The following is a 16,582-nucleotide window of genomic DNA, read 5'->3' on the forward strand; positions in this document are numbered from 1 at the left end:
CCTTATGCTCGGTTGCGTTACAGCTGGACGCCGGAGAAGGACATGAAGCCCAACGACATCAGGCCAACGGTAATGAAGGTGATGCCAAGACCCTGCAGGCCAGCTGGCACGTCGGAGTACTTGAGCTTCTCGCGAATACCGGCAAGTGCAGCGATCGCCAGCGCCCAACCAAAGCCTGCACCCACGCCATAGATCACGGACTCACCGAAGGTGTAGTCACGCTGAACCATGAACAGTGCAGCACCGAGGATGGCGCAGTTGACCGTGATCAGCGGCAGGAACACACCCAGCGCGTTGTAGAGCGCAGGCACGAACTTGTCGAGGAACATCTCGAGGATCTGCACGATCGCCGCGATGACGCCGATGTAGGACAGATAACCCAGGAAGGACAGATCGATGCTCTCGGCCCCTTCCAGACCCGTCCAGGTCAGCGCGCCTTCACGCAACAGGTAGTTCAGGATCAGGTTGTTGACCGGCACCGTCACCGCCAGCACCACGACAACCGCCACACCAAGACCGATCGCGGACTGGATCTTCTTGGACACCGCCAGGAATGTACACATCCCCAGGAAGAAGGCCAGTGCCATGTTCTCGACGAACACGGCCTTGATGAACAGGCTCAGATAGTGTTCGAACATGTTACACGGCCTCCTTGATCTTGGTATTGGCGGTAATCTTGTACTCCGCCTTCTCGACCTGTTCTGGATAGACGCTACGCAGTATCCAGATGAACAGACCGATGACGAAGAACGCAGACGGCGGCAGCAGCATCAGGCCATTCGGGATGTACCAGCCACCGTCATTGACGGTTTGCAGGATGGTCATGCCGAACAGAGAGCCAGAACCAAACAGTTCACGCACGAAGCCAACCACCAGCAGGATCACGGTATAGCCCAAGCCATTGCCGATACCATCGATGAAACTCATCACCGGGCCGTTCTGCATCGCATAAGCTTCGGCGCGACCCATGACGATACAGTTGGTGATGATCAGACCGACGAAGACCGACAGCTGCTTGGAGGTCTCGAAGGCGAAAGCCTTCAGCGACTGATCGACCACGATGACCAGCGAGGCAATGATCGTCATCTGCACGATGATGCGGATAGACGACGGGATATGGTTGCGAATCAACGAGATGAACATGCTGGAGAACGCTGTTACCAGCGACACCGCAATCCCCATGATCAGGGCGGTGTTCATCGAGTTGGTCACCGCCAGCGCGGAACAGATGCCGAGGATCTGTAACGCGATAGGGTTGTTCTTGAAGATCGGCGTCGTCAGGACACCTTTAGGAGTTTCGGCAGACATCGTTACGCTCCTTTGACGTCGCGGAACTGGGTCAGGTATTTGGCAAAGCCATTTTCACCCATCCAGAACTGCAGCAGGTTGGTCACACCGTTACTGGTCAGGGTAGCACCAGACAGAGCATCGACCTGGTACTGGGCATCCGGAGAGGACGAATTGACACCGCCCTTCTTCAGACGCACTTCCGGATCCATGCTGTCTTCGGGATAGATCTTCTTGCCATCCCACTGAGCCTTCCACTTCGGATTGTCGACTTCGCCGCCAAGCCCAGGAGTTTCCCCCTGTTGATAGAAGGACAGTCCGACGACGGTATTGCCGTCACCCTTGAGGGCAAGATAACCGTACATCATCGACCACAGGCCATTGCCGCGCACCGGGACAATGATCTGATCAGGCTGTTTGGCATCACCGACCAGGTAGACCACGGAATACTGCTCACGACGCTTGATGCCAGGTAGGTCTTCATCACCAGACAGTGTGCGTGAAGTCGCCGGATCCTTGGACATCTTGGCCTGGTCATACTTTTCCGGATCAATATTGTCGACATAGTCGCCAGTATTGAGGTCAACCACCTTGGCGGTGACCTTGTCACGGAACTGCTGGCCGACATCTTCGCCCGACTGCAGCAGCTCGGCGACCGCAAGAATGTTGCTCTTGCGGTCAAGCTCGGCGTTGGTCAGCTGCTGCGGACGCAGCACGACCGCTGCGGTGGAAACGACCACCGAGCAGACGATACACAGCGCGAGCGCGACACCGAGGGTTTTCTTGATGGAATTATTGCTGGCCATGTCAGACGGTCTCCTCGTTCGTGATGCCGGCAGTCTCGCGCTTGATACGGCGCTTGATGTTGGCCTGCACGACGAAGTGGTCGATCAGCGGGGCGAACAGGTTGGCGAACAGAATCGCCAGCATGATGCCCTCCGGGAAGGCCGGATTGGCTACGCGAATCAGGACGGTCATCACACCGATCAGCGCACCGAATATCAGCTTGCCCTTGTTGGTCATCGAGGCCGAGACCGGATCGGTAGCCATGAAGACCATACCGAAGGCGAAGCCACCGATCACCAGATGCCAATACCACGGCATCTCGAACATCGCATTGGTATCACTGCCGATGGCATTGAACAGGGCTGATGTCGCGATCATGCCTAACAACACACCCAGCATGATTCGCCACGAGGCAATCCGCGTCCAGAGCAGAACGGCCGCACCAATGAAGATCGCAAGCGTCGAGACCTCACCCATGGAACCCGGGATGAAGCCCAGGAAGGCATCGGACCAGCTCATCTGCTGCATCAGGGTACTCATGCCATCCTGCGCTACGGTAGACAGTGCCGTCGCACCGGTATAGCCATCAGCCGGCACCCAGACCGCGTCACCGGAAATGCTGGCCGGATACGCGAAGTACAGGAAGGCACGACCAGACAGCGCCGGGTTGAGGAAGTTCTTGCCAGTACCGCCGAAGACTTCCTTGCCGATCACCACACCGAAGGTGATACCGAGCGCGACCTGCCATAGCGGAATCGTCGCCGGTAGCGTCAATGCGAACAGCACGGAAGTGACGAAGAAGCCCTCATTGACTTCATGGCCACGACGCATGGCGAACAGCACTTCCCAGAAGCCGCCGACCGCGAAGGTCACCAGATAGATGGGCAGGAAGTAGGTGGCACCAAGGATAAAGTTGGCCCATACACTACCGGCATCATGGCTTCCTGCCAGCAGCATGACGATCGCTTCACGCCAGCCACCCAGTGAACTGAAGCCACCCGCGATCGCGTCGTTGGCCTGCAGACCAGCGTTGTACATACCGAAGAACATGGCCGGGAAGGTACACATCCAAACCGTGATCATGATCCGCTTCAGATCGATACCATCACGCACGTGTGCCGTGGTGCGCGTGACACTCGCCGGTACATAGAAAATCGTGTCCACGGCTTCGTAGAGCGCGTAGAACTTCTCGTACTTGCCACCCTTGTGGAAGTGCGGCTCCAGATTATCCAGAGTCTGTCGAATGCCCATCATCAGACCTCTTTCTCGATCGTGGTGAGGTTGTCACGCAGGATGGGACCGTACTCATACTTGCCCGGGCACACGTAGGTGCACAGCGCGAGGTCCTCTTCATCAAGCTCAAGGCAGCCAAGCTGCATCCCAGTCTCGATATCGCCGACAATCAGTGAACGCAGCAACTGCGTCGGCAGGATATCCAGCGGCATGATCTTCTCGTACGCACCCACCGGCACCATGGCTCGCTCGGAACCATTGGTCGAGGTGTTGGGACGATAATCACGCAGCCCTGTCAGCTTCGACAGATAGATACCCAGTACCGAGTGACGGTTGGCGCCCGTGGACAGCCAGCCCATGAAGGCACGCTTGTTACCTTCTTCGAGCAGACTCACCTGAGTGTGGTAGCGGCCAACAAAACGCAATGCGCCTTCACTGGTGGTCCCGGAGAACACCGAACCGGAAATCACGCGCGTGTCTTCGGCCTGCTCCACTTCACCCTTGAGCAGGTCAACAGTGCTGGCACCCAGACGCGTACGCAACAGGCGCGGCTTGCTCGCACGCGGGCCACCAACAGCGACCACACGACGGGTATCCAGACGGCCTTCCGCCAGCAGGGTACCGATGGCGACGACATCCTGATAACCGACATGCCACACCTGACGTTTCAGGCTGACGGGTGCCAGATGATGGATATGCGTACCCGGCAAACCGGCCGGATGCGGACCCTTGAAGGACTCGCTGACCACACCTGCAACGTCGCCACCCGGAATATCAGCACCCGGTGCCTGACACAGGAAGACCTTGCCTTCAGTCAAGCGTGTCAGTGCGACAAGCCCCTGACGGAACGCAACTTCCTGCCCCTTGAGCACAACGGCCGGATCAGCAGCCAGCGGATGGGTATCGATGGCAGTGACAAAGATAGCCGCCGCCTTGGCATCGAGCGCCGGAACGCGTGAGAACGGGCGGGTACGCAGTGCCGTCCACAGGCCTGACTCGACCAATTGGTCGACCATCACCTGACGTTCGAGCGTGGCGAGAGCTGTCTCGCCGTGCGCCGTGAATTCCTCTGCGCCACCCTGCTCATCAATTTCGACCACTACAGACAGCAGCTTACGCTTCTCGCCACGATTGATCTCTACCACAGTACCAGCTGCAGGCGCGGTGTATCGCACACCGGGAGTCTTCTTGTCGGTGAAGAGCAGTTGCCCCAGCTTCACCTTATCCCCTTCGCTGACTTCCATCGTCGGTTTCATACCGACGTAGTCAACACCCAGGATCGCTACGCGACGAACGGGCTGCGCATCCTCGATACGCTGCTCCGGAGCCCCAGCGATGGGGAGATCCAGGCCACGTTTGACTTCGATCATAGACTCGCCCAATTGTCGGATCTGATGTTATTAAAGAAAGATCATGCGTCGATGACACGACTAGAGGCCGATAAATGGCCAGGCAGCCCCAAGAATAGCTAGCGTCACGATATATGAATGCTTTTCTTATCAGACGGTTGGAGGTGTGACCCAGAGACTGGGCCGGCCCAAAAAATCCGCCTCATTATAAAGATGCGAGGCCGGAAAGACCATACGACACTAAAGTGGTGCGATCCGCCAAAATGACAATGCCCCCACCATCATGGATGGCGAGGGCATTGTCTTGAGGACCATTTCGAGGCTGTTTTGGCGACCGTTGCGATAGCCGACGATTCCTGTTGAGGAAATGTGCAGCACGCTTGCCAACACACAAGCTCAACGATCAAGGTCAGATATCGAGTTCAGCCTTCAATTTCCATCAGCTTGGCCTTCAAACTTGGTTTTCAAGCTCAGCGCGTCGGGAAGTAGCTGAAACGCACGTTGGACATGTGCTGCAGGATACGCACGACCTGACAGCTGTAGCCGAACTCGTTGTCATACCAGACGTAGACCACGGCCTGCTTGTCAGTGACGATCGTCGCCTGACCATCGACGATACCGGAGTGACGGTTACCGACGAAGTCTGACGACACGACCTCACAGGAATCGACGTAGTCGATCTGCTTTTGCAGTGAAGAGTGCAGTGACGCGGTACGCAGGAAGTCATTCATGCGTTCAGCATCGCTTGCCGTGTTCAGCGTGAGGTTGAGGATCGCCATGGAAACGTTCGGTGTCGGCACGCGGATGGCGTTGCCGGTCAGCTTGCCTTCCAGTTCCGGTAGCGCCTTGGCGACAGCCTTGGCAGCGCCAGTCTCGGTCAGCACCATGTTCAGCGCTGCAGCGCGACCACGGCGATCACCACTGTGGAAGTTATCGATCAGGTTCTGATCGTTGGTATAGGAATGCACCGTCTCGACGTGCCCCTGACTGACACCGTATTCATCGTTCAATACCTTCAGCAGCGGCACGATGGCATTGGTGGTACAGGACGCCGCAGAAATGATGCGGTCACTGTCATTGATGTCAGCATGGTTGACGCCATAGACGATATTCTTCAGATCGCCCTTGCCCGGAGCGGTCAGCAGTACCTTGGCGACACCTTTACATTCCAGGTGCTGACCAAGGCCGGCCTCATCACGCCACTTACCGGTATTATCCACCACGATGGCGTTATCAATACCGTGCACGGTGTAATCGATCTCGGCCGGTGAGCTGGCGTAGATGATCTTGATGTAGTTGCCATTGACGATCAGCGCCGAGTTTTCTTGATCAACAGTGATACTGCCCTCAAAAGGCCCGTGCACGGAGTCACGACGCAGCAGGCTGGCACGTTTCTCCAGATCATCACCATCGCCACGTACCACAATGGCGCGCAGACGCAGCAGATTACCACCGCCTGCCTTCTCGATCATGATGCGCGCCAGCAGACGACCGATACGACCGAAGCCGTACAGCACGACATCCTTCGGCTCGCCGCCCATGCCGCCTTCGACGTGACCACCGACGATCTCGGCCAGCTCACGTGTGAGGAAAGCAGTGATATCCGTCTCACCGGAGCGCTTGAACGCGACCGCCAGCTTACCGATATCGATATGCGCAGGACCGAGGTTAAGCGCAATCATCGCGCGCACCAGCGGGAAGGTATCTTCGACCGACAGCTCAACGCCTTCGGCCTTGCGAACCCAACGATGATTCTTGAGGATGCGCACCATCGAACGGTTGATCAGCGAACGCCCATAGATGGAGGGCACGACATTGAAGCGACGATAGAGATCACCCAACAACGGAATCATCTGTTCGGCGAGGGCTTCATTGTCCTGCCACTGCTTGAAACAGGCTTCGAGATTCTCTTGGCTCACGGATGCTTTCCTCTGACGGACGATCTGAAAACGGGCGCAGCAAGTAGACTTGCAACGCAGGACAAGGCCAGGCAAGTATGCGCAACGGGCCGGTGAGGGACAATGAAAGGATGGTCGCACTGGGGGTAGTAGTGCTACAGAATCAACGATTTGACTACAAGACCGTTTACCCCATTGCAGAGCAGACAGCATTTTCTCCCACTCTTGCCATGCCCCATAACAACGCCGTGCATGCATCATCTTCTGCCCTACAGCAGCCCATTACTGTAAAAGCGCTCCACCCGCCCCCATCAACACAACTGACTTGCTATGATCATGCATACCTTCGGCGGTCGCGCCCTTTTCCTCGCACCTACCGTCGCCCGGCCACGAGCGCCCAAGCCCCAGGACACAAGATACAGAGCCCATGTTCGAGACTCCGCTGACGCCCCCGTTGCCGCGCCCTAGCCGCGAAACCACTTACTGGACACTGGATGGCGGCAGCGCTGCTGCATTGGCATTGGCACGTCTGGCCGATGCTGATGATGCCCCGTTGATGGTGATCACCCCTGATACCGCCAGTGCCCAGCGCCTTGAGGCTGATCTACGCTTCTACACGCGCCACCCTGAACGCCTGTTACCCTTCCCTGATTGGGAAACATTGCCCTATGACAGCTTCTCGCCGCATCAGGATATCGTTTCCGAGCGTCTGCGCACCTTGCGCATGTTGCAGATCAGCCGTCGAGCCATCGTACCGGTACCCGTCAACACGCTGATGCAGCGCCTTGCCCCAGTGGATTACATCGCAGGGCAGGTCTTCAGTCTGAATCGTGGCGACACCCTGGATCGTGAAGACTTTCGCTCGCGCCTCTCGCGTGCCGGCTATCGCGCTGTCGAGACGGTCTACGAACCCGGCGAGTACGCACTGCGTGGCGCACTGATTGATCTGTTCCCGATGGGCAGCAAGCAGCCGCTACGCATTGACCTATTCGATGAGGAGATCGATACCCTCCGCGCCTTCGATCCTGATACTCAGCGCAGTGGCGACAAGGTGGAATCCATCGAGATTCTGCCTGCACACGAATACCCGCTGACGCGCGGCGCAATTGCCTGCTTCCGCGAAGGCTTCGAGACGCTATTTGATATCGATCCGCGTCAGTGCATCCTCTACAACGATGCACTCAAGGGTATTCCCTCACCGGGTCTTGAGCAGTACCTGCCACTGTTCTTCGAAGAAACCGCGACACTGTTCGACCATCTCGGTGAGACCCTGCGTATCGCCATGCTGCCTGGCGTACGTGAAGCCGCTGAGCATCACTGGGACGCCATCACTACGCGCCATGCCAACCTCGGCGTCGATCCGACACGTCCGCTACTACCGCCTCACCGTGCCTTCGTGCCGGTCAACGAGTTGTTCGGACTGATCAAGCAGCATGAGCGCATCGAACTGCTGCGTGATAGCCACGAGCACGCCATCGAATTTGGTCATCAGCCACTGCCGACACTCGCCATTGATGCACGTAGCACTGACCCGACCAAGGCACTGGCCAGTTTCCTGAGCCAGCGGTTAAGTGGCGATGAAGCCCAGCGTGTCCTGTTTGTGGCGGAAACTCAGGGCCGCCGCGAGGTGGTGGAAGAGCAGCTATCTCCACTGTTACGCGGCTTCGGGCTGCGTACGCTGGATGATTTCGCGAACTTCGATACCTTCCTCGCTAGTAACGCAGCTGTAGGCCTTGTCGTGGGCGGCTTGAACGAGGGCGCCTGGATCACCAGCACCGCCCAGACAGAGACCGGTGTCGCCAGCAAAGGACTGGTGGTGATTACCGAGACAGAGCTCTACGGTGAAGTGGTCCGCCAGAGCCGCCGTCAAGCACGCGCCACCGATGATAACGAGCTGGCTGTACGCCATCTCTCAGAGCTGCGCAATGGCGCACCGGTCGTCCATCATACGCACGGCGTAGGGCGCTATCTGGGACTTGAGACCATCGATACTGGCGGTCAAGAAGCCGAGTTCCTGGCGCTCGCATATGCTGATGGTGCGAAGCTTTATGTACCGGTCGATAGCCTGCACCTGATCTCACGCTACTCTGGTGCCAGCGACGAGTTGGCTCCGCTGCATCGACTAGGGTCGGAGCAATGGGAGAAGGCCAAGCGCAAGGCCGCCGAGAAGATTCGCGATACGGCGGCAGAATTGCTGGATGTCTATGCACGCCGCGAAGCGCGCGTCGGCCATGCCTGCGACTTCCCCGCCGAGGATTACGCCCGCTTCGCCGCCAGCTTCCCGTTTGAGGAAACGCCGGATCAGGCCCAGACCATCGGCGCGGTCATCCAGGACATGTGCTCCCCACAACCGATGGACCGCGTAGTGTGTGGCGATGTCGGCTTCGGCAAGACAGAAGTCGCCATGCGCGCCGCCTTCCTCGCCGTCAATTCCGGACGTCAAGTCATCGTACTGGTACCGACGACGCTGCTGGCCCAGCAGCATTATGACAACTTCCGTGATCGCTTCGCCGATACCGCGGTAGAGATTGCACTGCTGTCGCGCTTCACCAGCGGCAAGGGGCAAGAGGCGTCACTTGAGCGCATCAAGAATGGTCAGGCTGATATCGTGATTGGCACCCACAAGTTACTGTCCAAATCTCTCCAGTTACCCAACATGGGCCTATTGGTGATTGATGAGGAGCATCGCTTCGGAGTTTCCCAGAAGGAACGCCTCAAGAGCCTACGCTCCGAGGTAGATATCCTGACCCTGACCGCCACACCCATTCCGCGCACGCTGAACATGGCGATGAGCGGCATTCGCGACCTATCCATCATTGCCACGCCCCCGGCGCGCCGCCTGTCAGTGAAGACCTTCGTTCAGCAACGCAACGATGGCGTGGTCAAGGAAGCCATTCTGCGTGAGCTACTGCGCGGTGGTCAGGTCTACTTCCTGCATAATGAAGTCAAGACTATCGAAGAAACGGCAGCTCGCCTTGCCGAGCTGGTGCCAGAGGCCAGCATTGGCGTTGCTCATGGCCAATTGCCAGAACGTAGCCTTGAGCGACGCATGTCGGACTTCTATCACAAGCGCTTCAACGTGCTGGTCTGCTCGACCATCATCGAAACCGGCATCGATGTACCGAGTGCCAATACCATTTTGATCGAGCGTGCCGACAAGTTCGGCCTCGCCCAACTGCATCAGCTGCGGGGACGTGTCGGTCGCTCGCATCATCAGGCCTATGCTTACCTGCTGACACCACATCCCAAGTCGATGACGCGTGATGCCGTCAAGCGTCTGGAAGCCATCAGCGAGGCGGAGGATCTTGGCGCAGGCTTCACACTGGCCTCACACGACATGGAGATTCGTGGCGCGGGCGAACTGCTGGGTGATGAGCAGTCTGGTCAGATGGAAACCATCGGCTACTCGCTCTACATGGAAATGCTTGATCGTGCGGTCAAGGCTATTAAGGCAGGCAAGACACCCAACATCGAAGCGCCACTAGACGACGGAGTCGAAGTCAGCCTCAATCTGCCAGCACTGATTCCAGCCGACTACCTACATGATGTCCAACAGCGTCTGATGATGTACAAGCGCATCAGTAACGCCGAGGACGCCGATGGATTGCGAGAGTTACAGGTGGAGATGGTTGACCGATTCGGGCTGCTGCCAGAGCCGGTCAAGACCCTGTTCCGGCAGACCCGCCTACGCCAACGCGCCCAGGCGCTGGGCATCACCAAGCTGGAAGCCGGTGCAGGACGAGGTCGTATCATCTTCGGCGCCCAGACGCCGGTCGACCCGCTGACGTTGGTCAACCTCATTCAGCGTCAATCAGATATCTACAAACTGGAAGGTGCTGACACTCTGCGCTTTGCCACCGACATGGAAGACGCCGAAACACGCTTCAGCTTCTGCGAGACGCTGCTCGATCTGCTCAATGCCAAGGCGCGCGTCGCATAGATCACACCCAATAGAGAAATAGAAACGGCCTGCATCAATTGATGCAGGCCGTTTCTATTAAAAGTCATACCACCAGCCGAATGCCCGGCACATCGAGCGCTACGACAGACTGGCAATGTGTCGTTGATTCAGCGCCGCCAATAGCGTCTGAATACGCGGCATGCCTATCTCGATGACAGACTCGGTACCAGCGCGAGTCGGCTCCTCTTCACCTACCCCGGCAGCATGACTGATCACCAAACACAGGCTGGCATACTCCATCTCCAATTCGCGGGCCAGAATAGCTTCCGGCATCCCCGTCATCCCGACCAGCGTATTGCCATCGCGCGCCATCAGGCGGATCTCGGCAGCTGTCTCCAATCGCGGCCCCTGCACGATTCCCAACACGCCACCTGCGTGAAGGGCCATGTTTGCCGTGCTGGCAGCAGCATGCAGCTCCTCTCGCCAGACACGATGATAAGGCCAGGCGAACTCGACATGTCGAAATGGCTTGAAGCGGCCATCAAAGAAGGTGCCATCACGGCCAGTGGTGTAATCAATCAACTGATCCGGTACCACCAGCGTACCGGGCGTCAGAGTTGGGTCGATGCCCGACGCGCAGTTCACCCCAACGATATGCGTAGCACCTGCCTGCTTCAACGCCCATAGGTTCGCCCGATAATTGATACGATGCGGCGGCACCTTGTGCGGTTGACCGTGACGCGCCAGAAACAGCAATGCTTGCCCATCGAGCCGCCCTTCTACTACGCCACATGAGGCGGCTCCCAGCGGTGTTTCCTGCCCGCCACGCTTGAGCACATCCATGCCTTGCCAGCTTCCGAAGCCAGTTCCACCAATGATTGCCAGCATTGCCCCGCCCCCTTGTCACCCTGGTGCCATTGCACTGCCATACCCATCTCAGTGCATCATCAGCCCTGATGGGAACGCTACTCTTCTCAGGTAATAGACGACAAGCACTATCTACTCACGCACAAGACTGGCACATGCATCACGCGAAAAACGACAACGCCCGCCCAGTGTCCTGGGCGGGCGTTGTTGCGTGACTTCGACTCAACAAGCTGATCACGTCATCTCAAGGCTGCATCAAAGGTATCAGAGCCCCTTGGGCGCGTAGATCCCCGGCGCGTTACGCCAGAAGCCCTTGTAGTCCATTCCAAAGCCGAACAGGAAGCGGTCTTCCACATCAAGACCACAGAAGTCAGCCTTGAAGCCAGGATAGGCTTTACGGGTATGCTTCTTGTCGACCAGCACACAGCTGGAGACGCTACGCGCCCCCGCCTCGCGACAATACTCGATGATAGCTGCCAGCGTGCCACCCTCGTCAAGAATGTCGTCGACAATCACGACATCACGACCTGCCATCGGTAGCTCAGGATTGACCCGCCAGAATAGCTCACCGCCACGCATGGCACCGCGATAACGAGTCGCGTGCAGGTAATCGACTTCCAACGGGAAACTGAGGCGAGTCAACAGTTGCCCCGCAGTAATCAGGCCGCCATTCATCACGCAATAGAAGATCGGCATGCGGTCGCCAAGACTGAGAGTCAGCTCAACAGCCATGCGATCCAGTGCCACTTCAAGCTCTACCTGTGGGATCAGGCAATCGGCGTTGTCCATCACATCTCGCATTTCAGCATGCAAAGCGCTCAGGGTGTCAGGCGTCGGAGTCAGCATCGGAAGTTTCCTGGGTATCACTGGCCTCATCACCACGCCGGACAGGCGTGGCAGAGGATGTAGCAGCGGAGGGTGAAGCAGCGCGACGACGGGATGTGTGCGCCTGCGTTTCTGATGACGCCACGGCAGTAGTCGCCTCGGCGTCATATTCGTCATGTTGTTGATGGGCGTCCTGACGAGGCTGCTCACTGGCAGCAGGTGCGTTATCGGCCATCTCGCCAAGCCCTTCGAGCGTCAGCGCATCGGCAAAATGCAGGCGCTGCCCAGGAAGAGCCACACGGGCGCCGTGCTCGTGGATGATGTCATGCACGCGCAACAGCACATCCTGCTTGATGCCGTGGTATTTCACCCAATCGGTCGTTCGGGTGAAGAGATAGATGAAGAAATCCAGCGAATGTTCACCATAGCGCGTGAAATTGACAATCTGGGTGCGGGTCTGGTCCACCTCGTCATGGCCTTCCAGCATCTCGCGTATCGCCGCCATGATCGGGGCAATCTGTACCGCGTCTTCATAGCGCAGACCAATAGTCTCGAAGATACGCCGGTTATACATGCGCGAGGGGTTTTCTACCGAAATACTGGTGAAGATGGCATTGGGTACATACAGAGGACGCATGTCGAAGGTACGGATACGTGTCAGCCGCCAGCCGATATCCTCAACAATGCCTTCGATCTCACGATCAGGTGAACGTACCCAGTCCCCGACCTTGAACGGTCGGTCAAGATGAATCATCAAGGCACCGAAGATATTGGCCAGTAGATCGCGTGCAGCGAAGCCGACCGCAATACCACCCACCCCCCCGAACGCCAGCACCCCGGACAAGGAAACGCCAAGGTTTTGCAAGATGGCGAGCCCGACCAGAATGACCACCATGGCACGTAACAGCTTACTGATGGCGGATGCCGTAGTGGCATCCATCGCATTGACGTTAGTGCCGGGTGGCGGCATGGTCCGCAGCGCCTCAAAACGCTTGATCATGCGAATAGAGGCCCAGGCCAGCGCCAATAGCGTTACCACATGACGCGTCGGCCCAAGATAGTCCTCAACCCCACCCAGCGTGAACTGGGTAGCGATGATATCCAGGGCGACCAGCATCCCCATGCAGTAGAGCCATAACGAAAGCGAATGGCGCAAGCCGTGCGTCAGCGCATCGTCCCATAGATTGCGACTCTTCTTGGCATGCGCAGCGAGCCGTATCAGCACGACGCGCTCGAGCAGATGCAGCACCAGGACAGCTACCAGTACCAGCACCAGATTGATGCCCCATAATGGCAAGCCGAACGTCTGCTCGACCCAGCTGCGCAACGGATCGATCCAGTCATGAATCATGTCTTCTGCGGGGGCAGCCAGCTTATCTGCGGCGGCCTGTGTGGCAGATTGCTTAGCCATGTTGATTCCTTGCCCGTCATCTACTCAAAATCGCAGGCAAGCGGCCATGCGATCGTGGCGGTCACTTACTCAGGGGCTTGCGTACCAGAGAGCATCGCCGCCTGCTCGCTGGCCTGACTTGCCGCCAATGCCTCAAGGCGTGCATGAGTGCGCCGCCAGCGGGACAGTCCAGCCAACCCTTCGAGCGTCGGACGCGCGCGTCCATAGCGCAGACGCGCCTGGCGCTTGCCGCTATTACGCTGCTCGTCACCCTCAAGACTATCGAGCACTTCGCGAGCCGCGACATGATCATTGCAGACCAACGCCATGTCACAACCGGCATCCAGTGCCAGGCGTGCACGTTCGGCCGGTGCACCTTCCGCAACGGCAGCAGCCATCCCCAGGTCATCCGAGAAGATGGCACCCTTGAAGCCAAACTCCTCACGTAACAGACCCAGCCAGCTGGGCGAAAAGCCTGCCGGTCGTGCGTCAAAGTCGGGGTAGATCACATGCGCTGGCATCACACCACCGAGACGATCGGCAAGTGCGGAAAAAGGTTTGAGGTCGTGCTCACGTAGCTCACGGAAGGGACGTGGATCAACCACTCGCTCCCGATGGGTATCTGCCGCAATGCCACCGTGACCGGGGTAATGCTTGCCTATCGCTGCCATGCCAGCTTCGTGAAGCCCTTCGATAAAGGCACCCGCGACCGCAATGACCTCGTCTGGCGTCGCGCCAAAGCTGCGATCACCAATGATGGTCGAGCCTGCAACATCAATGTCGAGTACCGGCGCGAAGGTGACATCACAGCCAATGGCCGCCATTTCCATACCCAGCAACCAGCCAGCATCGCGCGCCAAGCCTAGCCCCGCCGCTTGTGCTTCATCCCCACAACCAGCGCAGTCACGGCCCAGGCAGCATTGCGCGAGAGTACGCATCGGCGGTAGCCGGGTGACACCTTCACGCAGACGCTGTACACGCCCGCCTTCTTGATCAATGGCAATCAGCAAATGCGAATTGACACCACGAATTTCGTGGCATAACTCCTGTACTTGCTCAGGAGAAGCACAGTTACGCGCAAACAGGATGACACCACCAACGGCGGGGCGTGCCAGTAGTTCACGTTCGTCGCGGGCGAGTGTCAGCCCCGCAACGTCGACCATTACGGAGCCCAGTGGCTGTGTCATGACATCCTTCCTATCCATGGCCTGCGGCGAGCCATGTCTCAGGAGACACAGCACCAGCACACAGGATTTCATGTCTTTGCGAAGCACGGCAGCCATTAACCAATGAGAAAGACCGGCTACCAGCGCGAGGAAAGGCGCAATTCTAGCCGACTGAAGGCAACTCGAACAGTCGGAGACAGTCGTGTCTCTTTCTCGTGAATAACAGCGCCGCTCAAGAGGTCTGCAAAGCTAACCAATCAGCAAATAATGACGCCGTCAATCGTGCAGTAACACCAGTGTGCCGGGCAACGCATGCTGAAACAGGCAGAGAAGGTCGGGATCACGCAGGCGAATGCAACCATGCGAAGCGGCGACCCCCATCGGCTCCCACACGGGGGTACCGTGAAAATAGATGTAGCGTCGTAGGCTATCGACTCGCTCGCCAGAGGCATTACGACCACGATTGATGCCGGATTCACGTCCGCTGAGCCATAGAATACGCGTCAGAATCCAGTCACGAGTTGGATGCTCTGCGGCCAGCTCAGATGAGAAAACCTCCCTCGTGAAGCGACGACCACGATAGACCGCACCTTCCGGATGACCACCACCAATGGCGGCACGGATGACGTGCCACCCCGTGGGGGTGCACCCGCTGCCCTCCACCTCGCCACTGCCATTAAGGCCACTGGAAATCGCGCAAGCGTAGATCAACGTATCACCCACCGCTTCTGCCGGTGGCGAACGACGGTCTCCCGTCGGAGCATCGCTGCGAATCTCGAGCCACTGCCGCTTCAGATCGACCCGAACCCAACAGACCATCAGCTAGCCGCCTGGGTGACCATGTCACTTTGCTCGATGGCAGCTGGCAGCGGCGCTGCCATCGCCGCCACCACGACCGGGCGCATGTGCTGAATCAGTTCGCGCACCGAGGTGTGGTGGCCATACTCGGCCTCTTCGATATCCCGCAGGGCATCAAGTCCTGAGAAAGTGAAGATGACACTGCCGAGCATGAAGTGCAGACGCCAGAAGCGCTCGTTGTCCGGCAGTTCCGGCGTGGCCAATTTCAATAGATCGGCAAAGCGACTGAAGACCGTGCCGTAGTGCTCACGAATATAACGGCGCATGTGGCCTTGCCCCTGGGTATAGGCAAGCCCCAACAGGCGCATGAAAGTACGCAGGCTATTCCGCTCTGCAGGCACTTCAAGCACGGTGCGCGCCATGGTTTCCAATAGCACCTCAAGCGGAACCTGATGACCAGCATACTCTTGCTCGACACTGTCGAGAGCAGCATGGAAACGCTCACTGAAGGGGTCGAGGTAACGCGCGAACACCGCTTGAATCAGCGATTTCTTGGAACCGAAGTGATAATTCACCGCCGCCAGATTGACCTTGGCCTTGCTGGTAATATTACGCAGAGAGGTTTCGGCGAATCCGCGCTCGGCAAACAATACTTCGGCGGTATCAAGGATGCGGGTGACAGTGTCAGTCTGGGCCATGGACGGAAGCCTTAATCAGGTGGTCGTAATGAAATGCTGGAATCGTAAGTCACGTGAGCATTGATAGTCCCTCGTGCCGACTCTCTCATGTCATGCTGCAAACGACCGGTTCGCGGGGATAGCGGAAGAGAGGCAAGATAACCCGAACACCACCATTGACGAACATTCGTTTGAAACACAATGATTCTAGCCTGCCATGCTACCACTGACAATTCTTCGTGTTTCAAACACCTAACGCTTCAGGACTTGCTGATATTCAGTCTGGTCAACTAAGCCTCCACCACTCAAGCGTTTCCAGTGAACGCAATACCGATGGGTATTGAATGACGTTTGCTAAAAGAAAGGGTCTACGAGAAGACGTTAAAAGCGCATGCTCATTACCAT

Annotated in this window: 13 protein-coding genes; 1 reads left to right on the forward strand and 12 read right to left on the reverse strand. The window is 57.7% G+C overall.

Annotated elements, in window-relative coordinates; translation table 11 throughout:
* Window positions 1–17: 17 nt before the first annotated feature.
* The 6 genes from nqrE to CFN46_RS01985 all read right to left on the reverse strand — a co-directional run bounded on the left by nqrE (window position 18) and on the right by CFN46_RS01985 (window position 6,574).
* Entirely contained in the window at window positions 18–638 is a 621-nt protein-coding gene (gene nqrE / locus CFN46_RS01960) for an NADH:ubiquinone reductase (Na(+)-transporting) subunit E (RefSeq protein ID WP_024950633.1), read from the reverse strand.
* A 1-nt stretch (window position 639) separates the two neighbouring features.
* Complete coding sequence (locus CFN46_RS01965) at window positions 640–1,308, reverse strand: NADH:ubiquinone reductase (Na(+)-transporting) subunit D (RefSeq protein WP_088742553.1); 669 nt, start codon at window positions 1,306–1,308, stop codon at window positions 640–642.
* Window positions 1,309–1,310: 2 nt separating this feature from the next.
* A complete protein-coding gene (locus CFN46_RS01970) occupies window positions 1,311–2,093 on the reverse strand; it encodes a Na(+)-translocating NADH-quinone reductase subunit C (protein WP_024950634.1) in 783 nt (260 codons plus the stop codon).
* A gap of 1 nt (window position 2,094) precedes the next feature.
* The gene (locus tag CFN46_RS01975; RefSeq protein ID WP_024950635.1) at window positions 2,095–3,327 is read right to left on the reverse strand and encodes an NADH:ubiquinone reductase (Na(+)-transporting) subunit B; all 1,233 of its coding nucleotides are present in this window, start codon (window positions 3,325–3,327) and stop codon (window positions 2,095–2,097) included.
* Window positions 3,327–4,676: a Na(+)-translocating NADH-quinone reductase subunit A gene (locus CFN46_RS01980; RefSeq protein WP_088742554.1), complete on the reverse strand. Its 1,350-nt coding sequence runs from the start codon at window positions 4,674–4,676 to the stop codon at window positions 3,327–3,329. The genes CFN46_RS01975 and CFN46_RS01980 overlap by 1 nt, the downstream gene beginning before the upstream one ends.
* Window positions 4,677–5,125: 449 nt before the next feature.
* The gene (locus CFN46_RS01985) at window positions 5,126–6,574 is read right to left on the reverse strand and encodes a glyceraldehyde-3-phosphate dehydrogenase (protein WP_024950637.1); all 1,449 of its coding nucleotides are present in this window, start codon (window positions 6,572–6,574) and stop codon (window positions 5,126–5,128) included.
* 406 nt (window positions 6,575–6,980) lie between these two features.
* On the opposite strand from CFN46_RS01985, the gene mfd reads away from it, so the two are divergent.
* The gene (mfd, locus tag CFN46_RS01990) at window positions 6,981–10,493 is read left to right on the forward strand and encodes a transcription-repair coupling factor (protein ID WP_088742555.1); all 3,513 of its coding nucleotides are present in this window, start codon (window positions 6,981–6,983) and stop codon (window positions 10,491–10,493) included.
* A gap of 99 nt (window positions 10,494–10,592) precedes the next feature.
* On the opposite strand, the gene CFN46_RS01995 is transcribed toward mfd, so the two are convergent.
* The 6 genes from CFN46_RS01995 to CFN46_RS02020 all read right to left on the reverse strand — a co-directional run bounded on the left by CFN46_RS01995 (window position 10,593) and on the right by CFN46_RS02020 (window position 16,198).
* Window positions 10,593–11,342, reverse strand: coding sequence for an S-methyl-5'-thioinosine phosphorylase (locus tag CFN46_RS01995; protein ID WP_088742556.1), 750 nt, complete (start codon window positions 11,340–11,342; stop codon window positions 10,593–10,595).
* A gap of 243 nt (window positions 11,343–11,585) precedes the next feature.
* A complete protein-coding gene (locus CFN46_RS02000) occupies window positions 11,586–12,167 on the reverse strand; it encodes a hypoxanthine-guanine phosphoribosyltransferase (protein ID WP_246116410.1) in 582 nt (193 codons plus the stop codon).
* Window positions 12,148–13,557 carry a mechanosensitive ion channel family protein gene (locus CFN46_RS02005; RefSeq protein ID WP_246116411.1) on the reverse strand — a complete coding sequence of 470 codons (1,410 nt, stop codon included), beginning with the start codon at window positions 13,555–13,557 and terminating at the stop codon, window positions 12,148–12,150. The genes CFN46_RS02000 and CFN46_RS02005 overlap by 20 nt, the downstream gene beginning before the upstream one ends.
* Window positions 13,558–13,622: 65 nt before the next feature.
* Entirely contained in the window at window positions 13,623–14,723 is a 1,101-nt protein-coding gene (gene nagZ / locus CFN46_RS02010) for a beta-N-acetylhexosaminidase (RefSeq protein WP_088742557.1), read from the reverse strand.
* 255 nt (window positions 14,724–14,978) lie between these two features.
* Window positions 14,979–15,521, reverse strand: coding sequence for a L,D-transpeptidase (locus tag CFN46_RS02015; RefSeq protein ID WP_088742558.1), 543 nt, complete (start codon window positions 15,519–15,521; stop codon window positions 14,979–14,981).
* Window positions 15,521–16,198, reverse strand: coding sequence for a TetR/AcrR family transcriptional regulator (locus tag CFN46_RS02020; protein WP_088742559.1), 678 nt, complete (start codon window positions 16,196–16,198; stop codon window positions 15,521–15,523). The genes CFN46_RS02015 and CFN46_RS02020 overlap by 1 nt, the downstream gene beginning before the upstream one ends.
* Window positions 16,199–16,582 lie beyond the last annotated feature (384 nt).

This window comes from Cobetia sp. QF-1 (assembly GCF_002213105.1).
GTDB lineage: Bacteria > Pseudomonadota > Gammaproteobacteria > Pseudomonadales > Halomonadaceae > Cobetia > Cobetia crustatorum.

Coding starts and splice junctions, on each gene's coding strand:
- nqrE (WP_024950633.1), bottom strand. CDS start 638: ATGTTCGAACACTATCTGAGCCTGTTCATCAAGGCCGTGTTCGTCGAG.
- CFN46_RS01965 (WP_088742553.1), bottom strand. CDS start 1,308: ATGTCTGCCGAAACTCCTAAAGGTGTCCTGACGACGCCGATCTTCAAG.
- CFN46_RS01970 (WP_024950634.1), bottom strand. CDS start 2,093: ATGGCCAGCAATAATTCCATCAAGAAAACCCTCGGTGTCGCGCTCGCG.
- CFN46_RS01975 (WP_024950635.1), bottom strand. CDS start 3,327: ATGATGGGCATTCGACAGACTCTGGATAATCTGGAGCCGCACTTCCAC.
- CFN46_RS01980 (WP_088742554.1), bottom strand. CDS start 4,676: ATGATCGAAGTCAAACGTGGCCTGGATCTCCCCATCGCTGGGGCTCCG.
- mfd (WP_088742555.1), top strand. CDS start 6,981: ATGTTCGAGACTCCGCTGACGCCCCCGTTGCCGCGCCCTAGCCGCGAA.
- CFN46_RS01995 (WP_088742556.1), bottom strand. CDS start 11,342: ATGCTGGCAATCATTGGTGGAACTGGCTTCGGAAGCTGGCAAGGCATG.
- CFN46_RS02000 (WP_246116410.1), bottom strand. CDS start 12,167: ATGCTGACTCCGACGCCTGACACCCTGAGCGCTTTGCATGCTGAAATG.
- CFN46_RS02005 (WP_246116411.1), bottom strand. CDS start 13,557: ATGGCTAAGCAATCTGCCACACAGGCCGCCGCAGATAAGCTGGCTGCC.
- nagZ (WP_088742557.1), bottom strand. CDS start 14,723: ATGACACAGCCACTGGGCTCCGTAATGGTCGACGTTGCGGGGCTGACA.
- CFN46_RS02015 (WP_088742558.1), bottom strand. CDS start 15,521: ATGGTCTGTTGGGTTCGGGTCGATCTGAAGCGGCAGTGGCTCGAGATT.
- CFN46_RS02020 (WP_088742559.1), bottom strand. CDS start 16,198: ATGGCCCAGACTGACACTGTCACCCGCATCCTTGATACCGCCGAAGTA.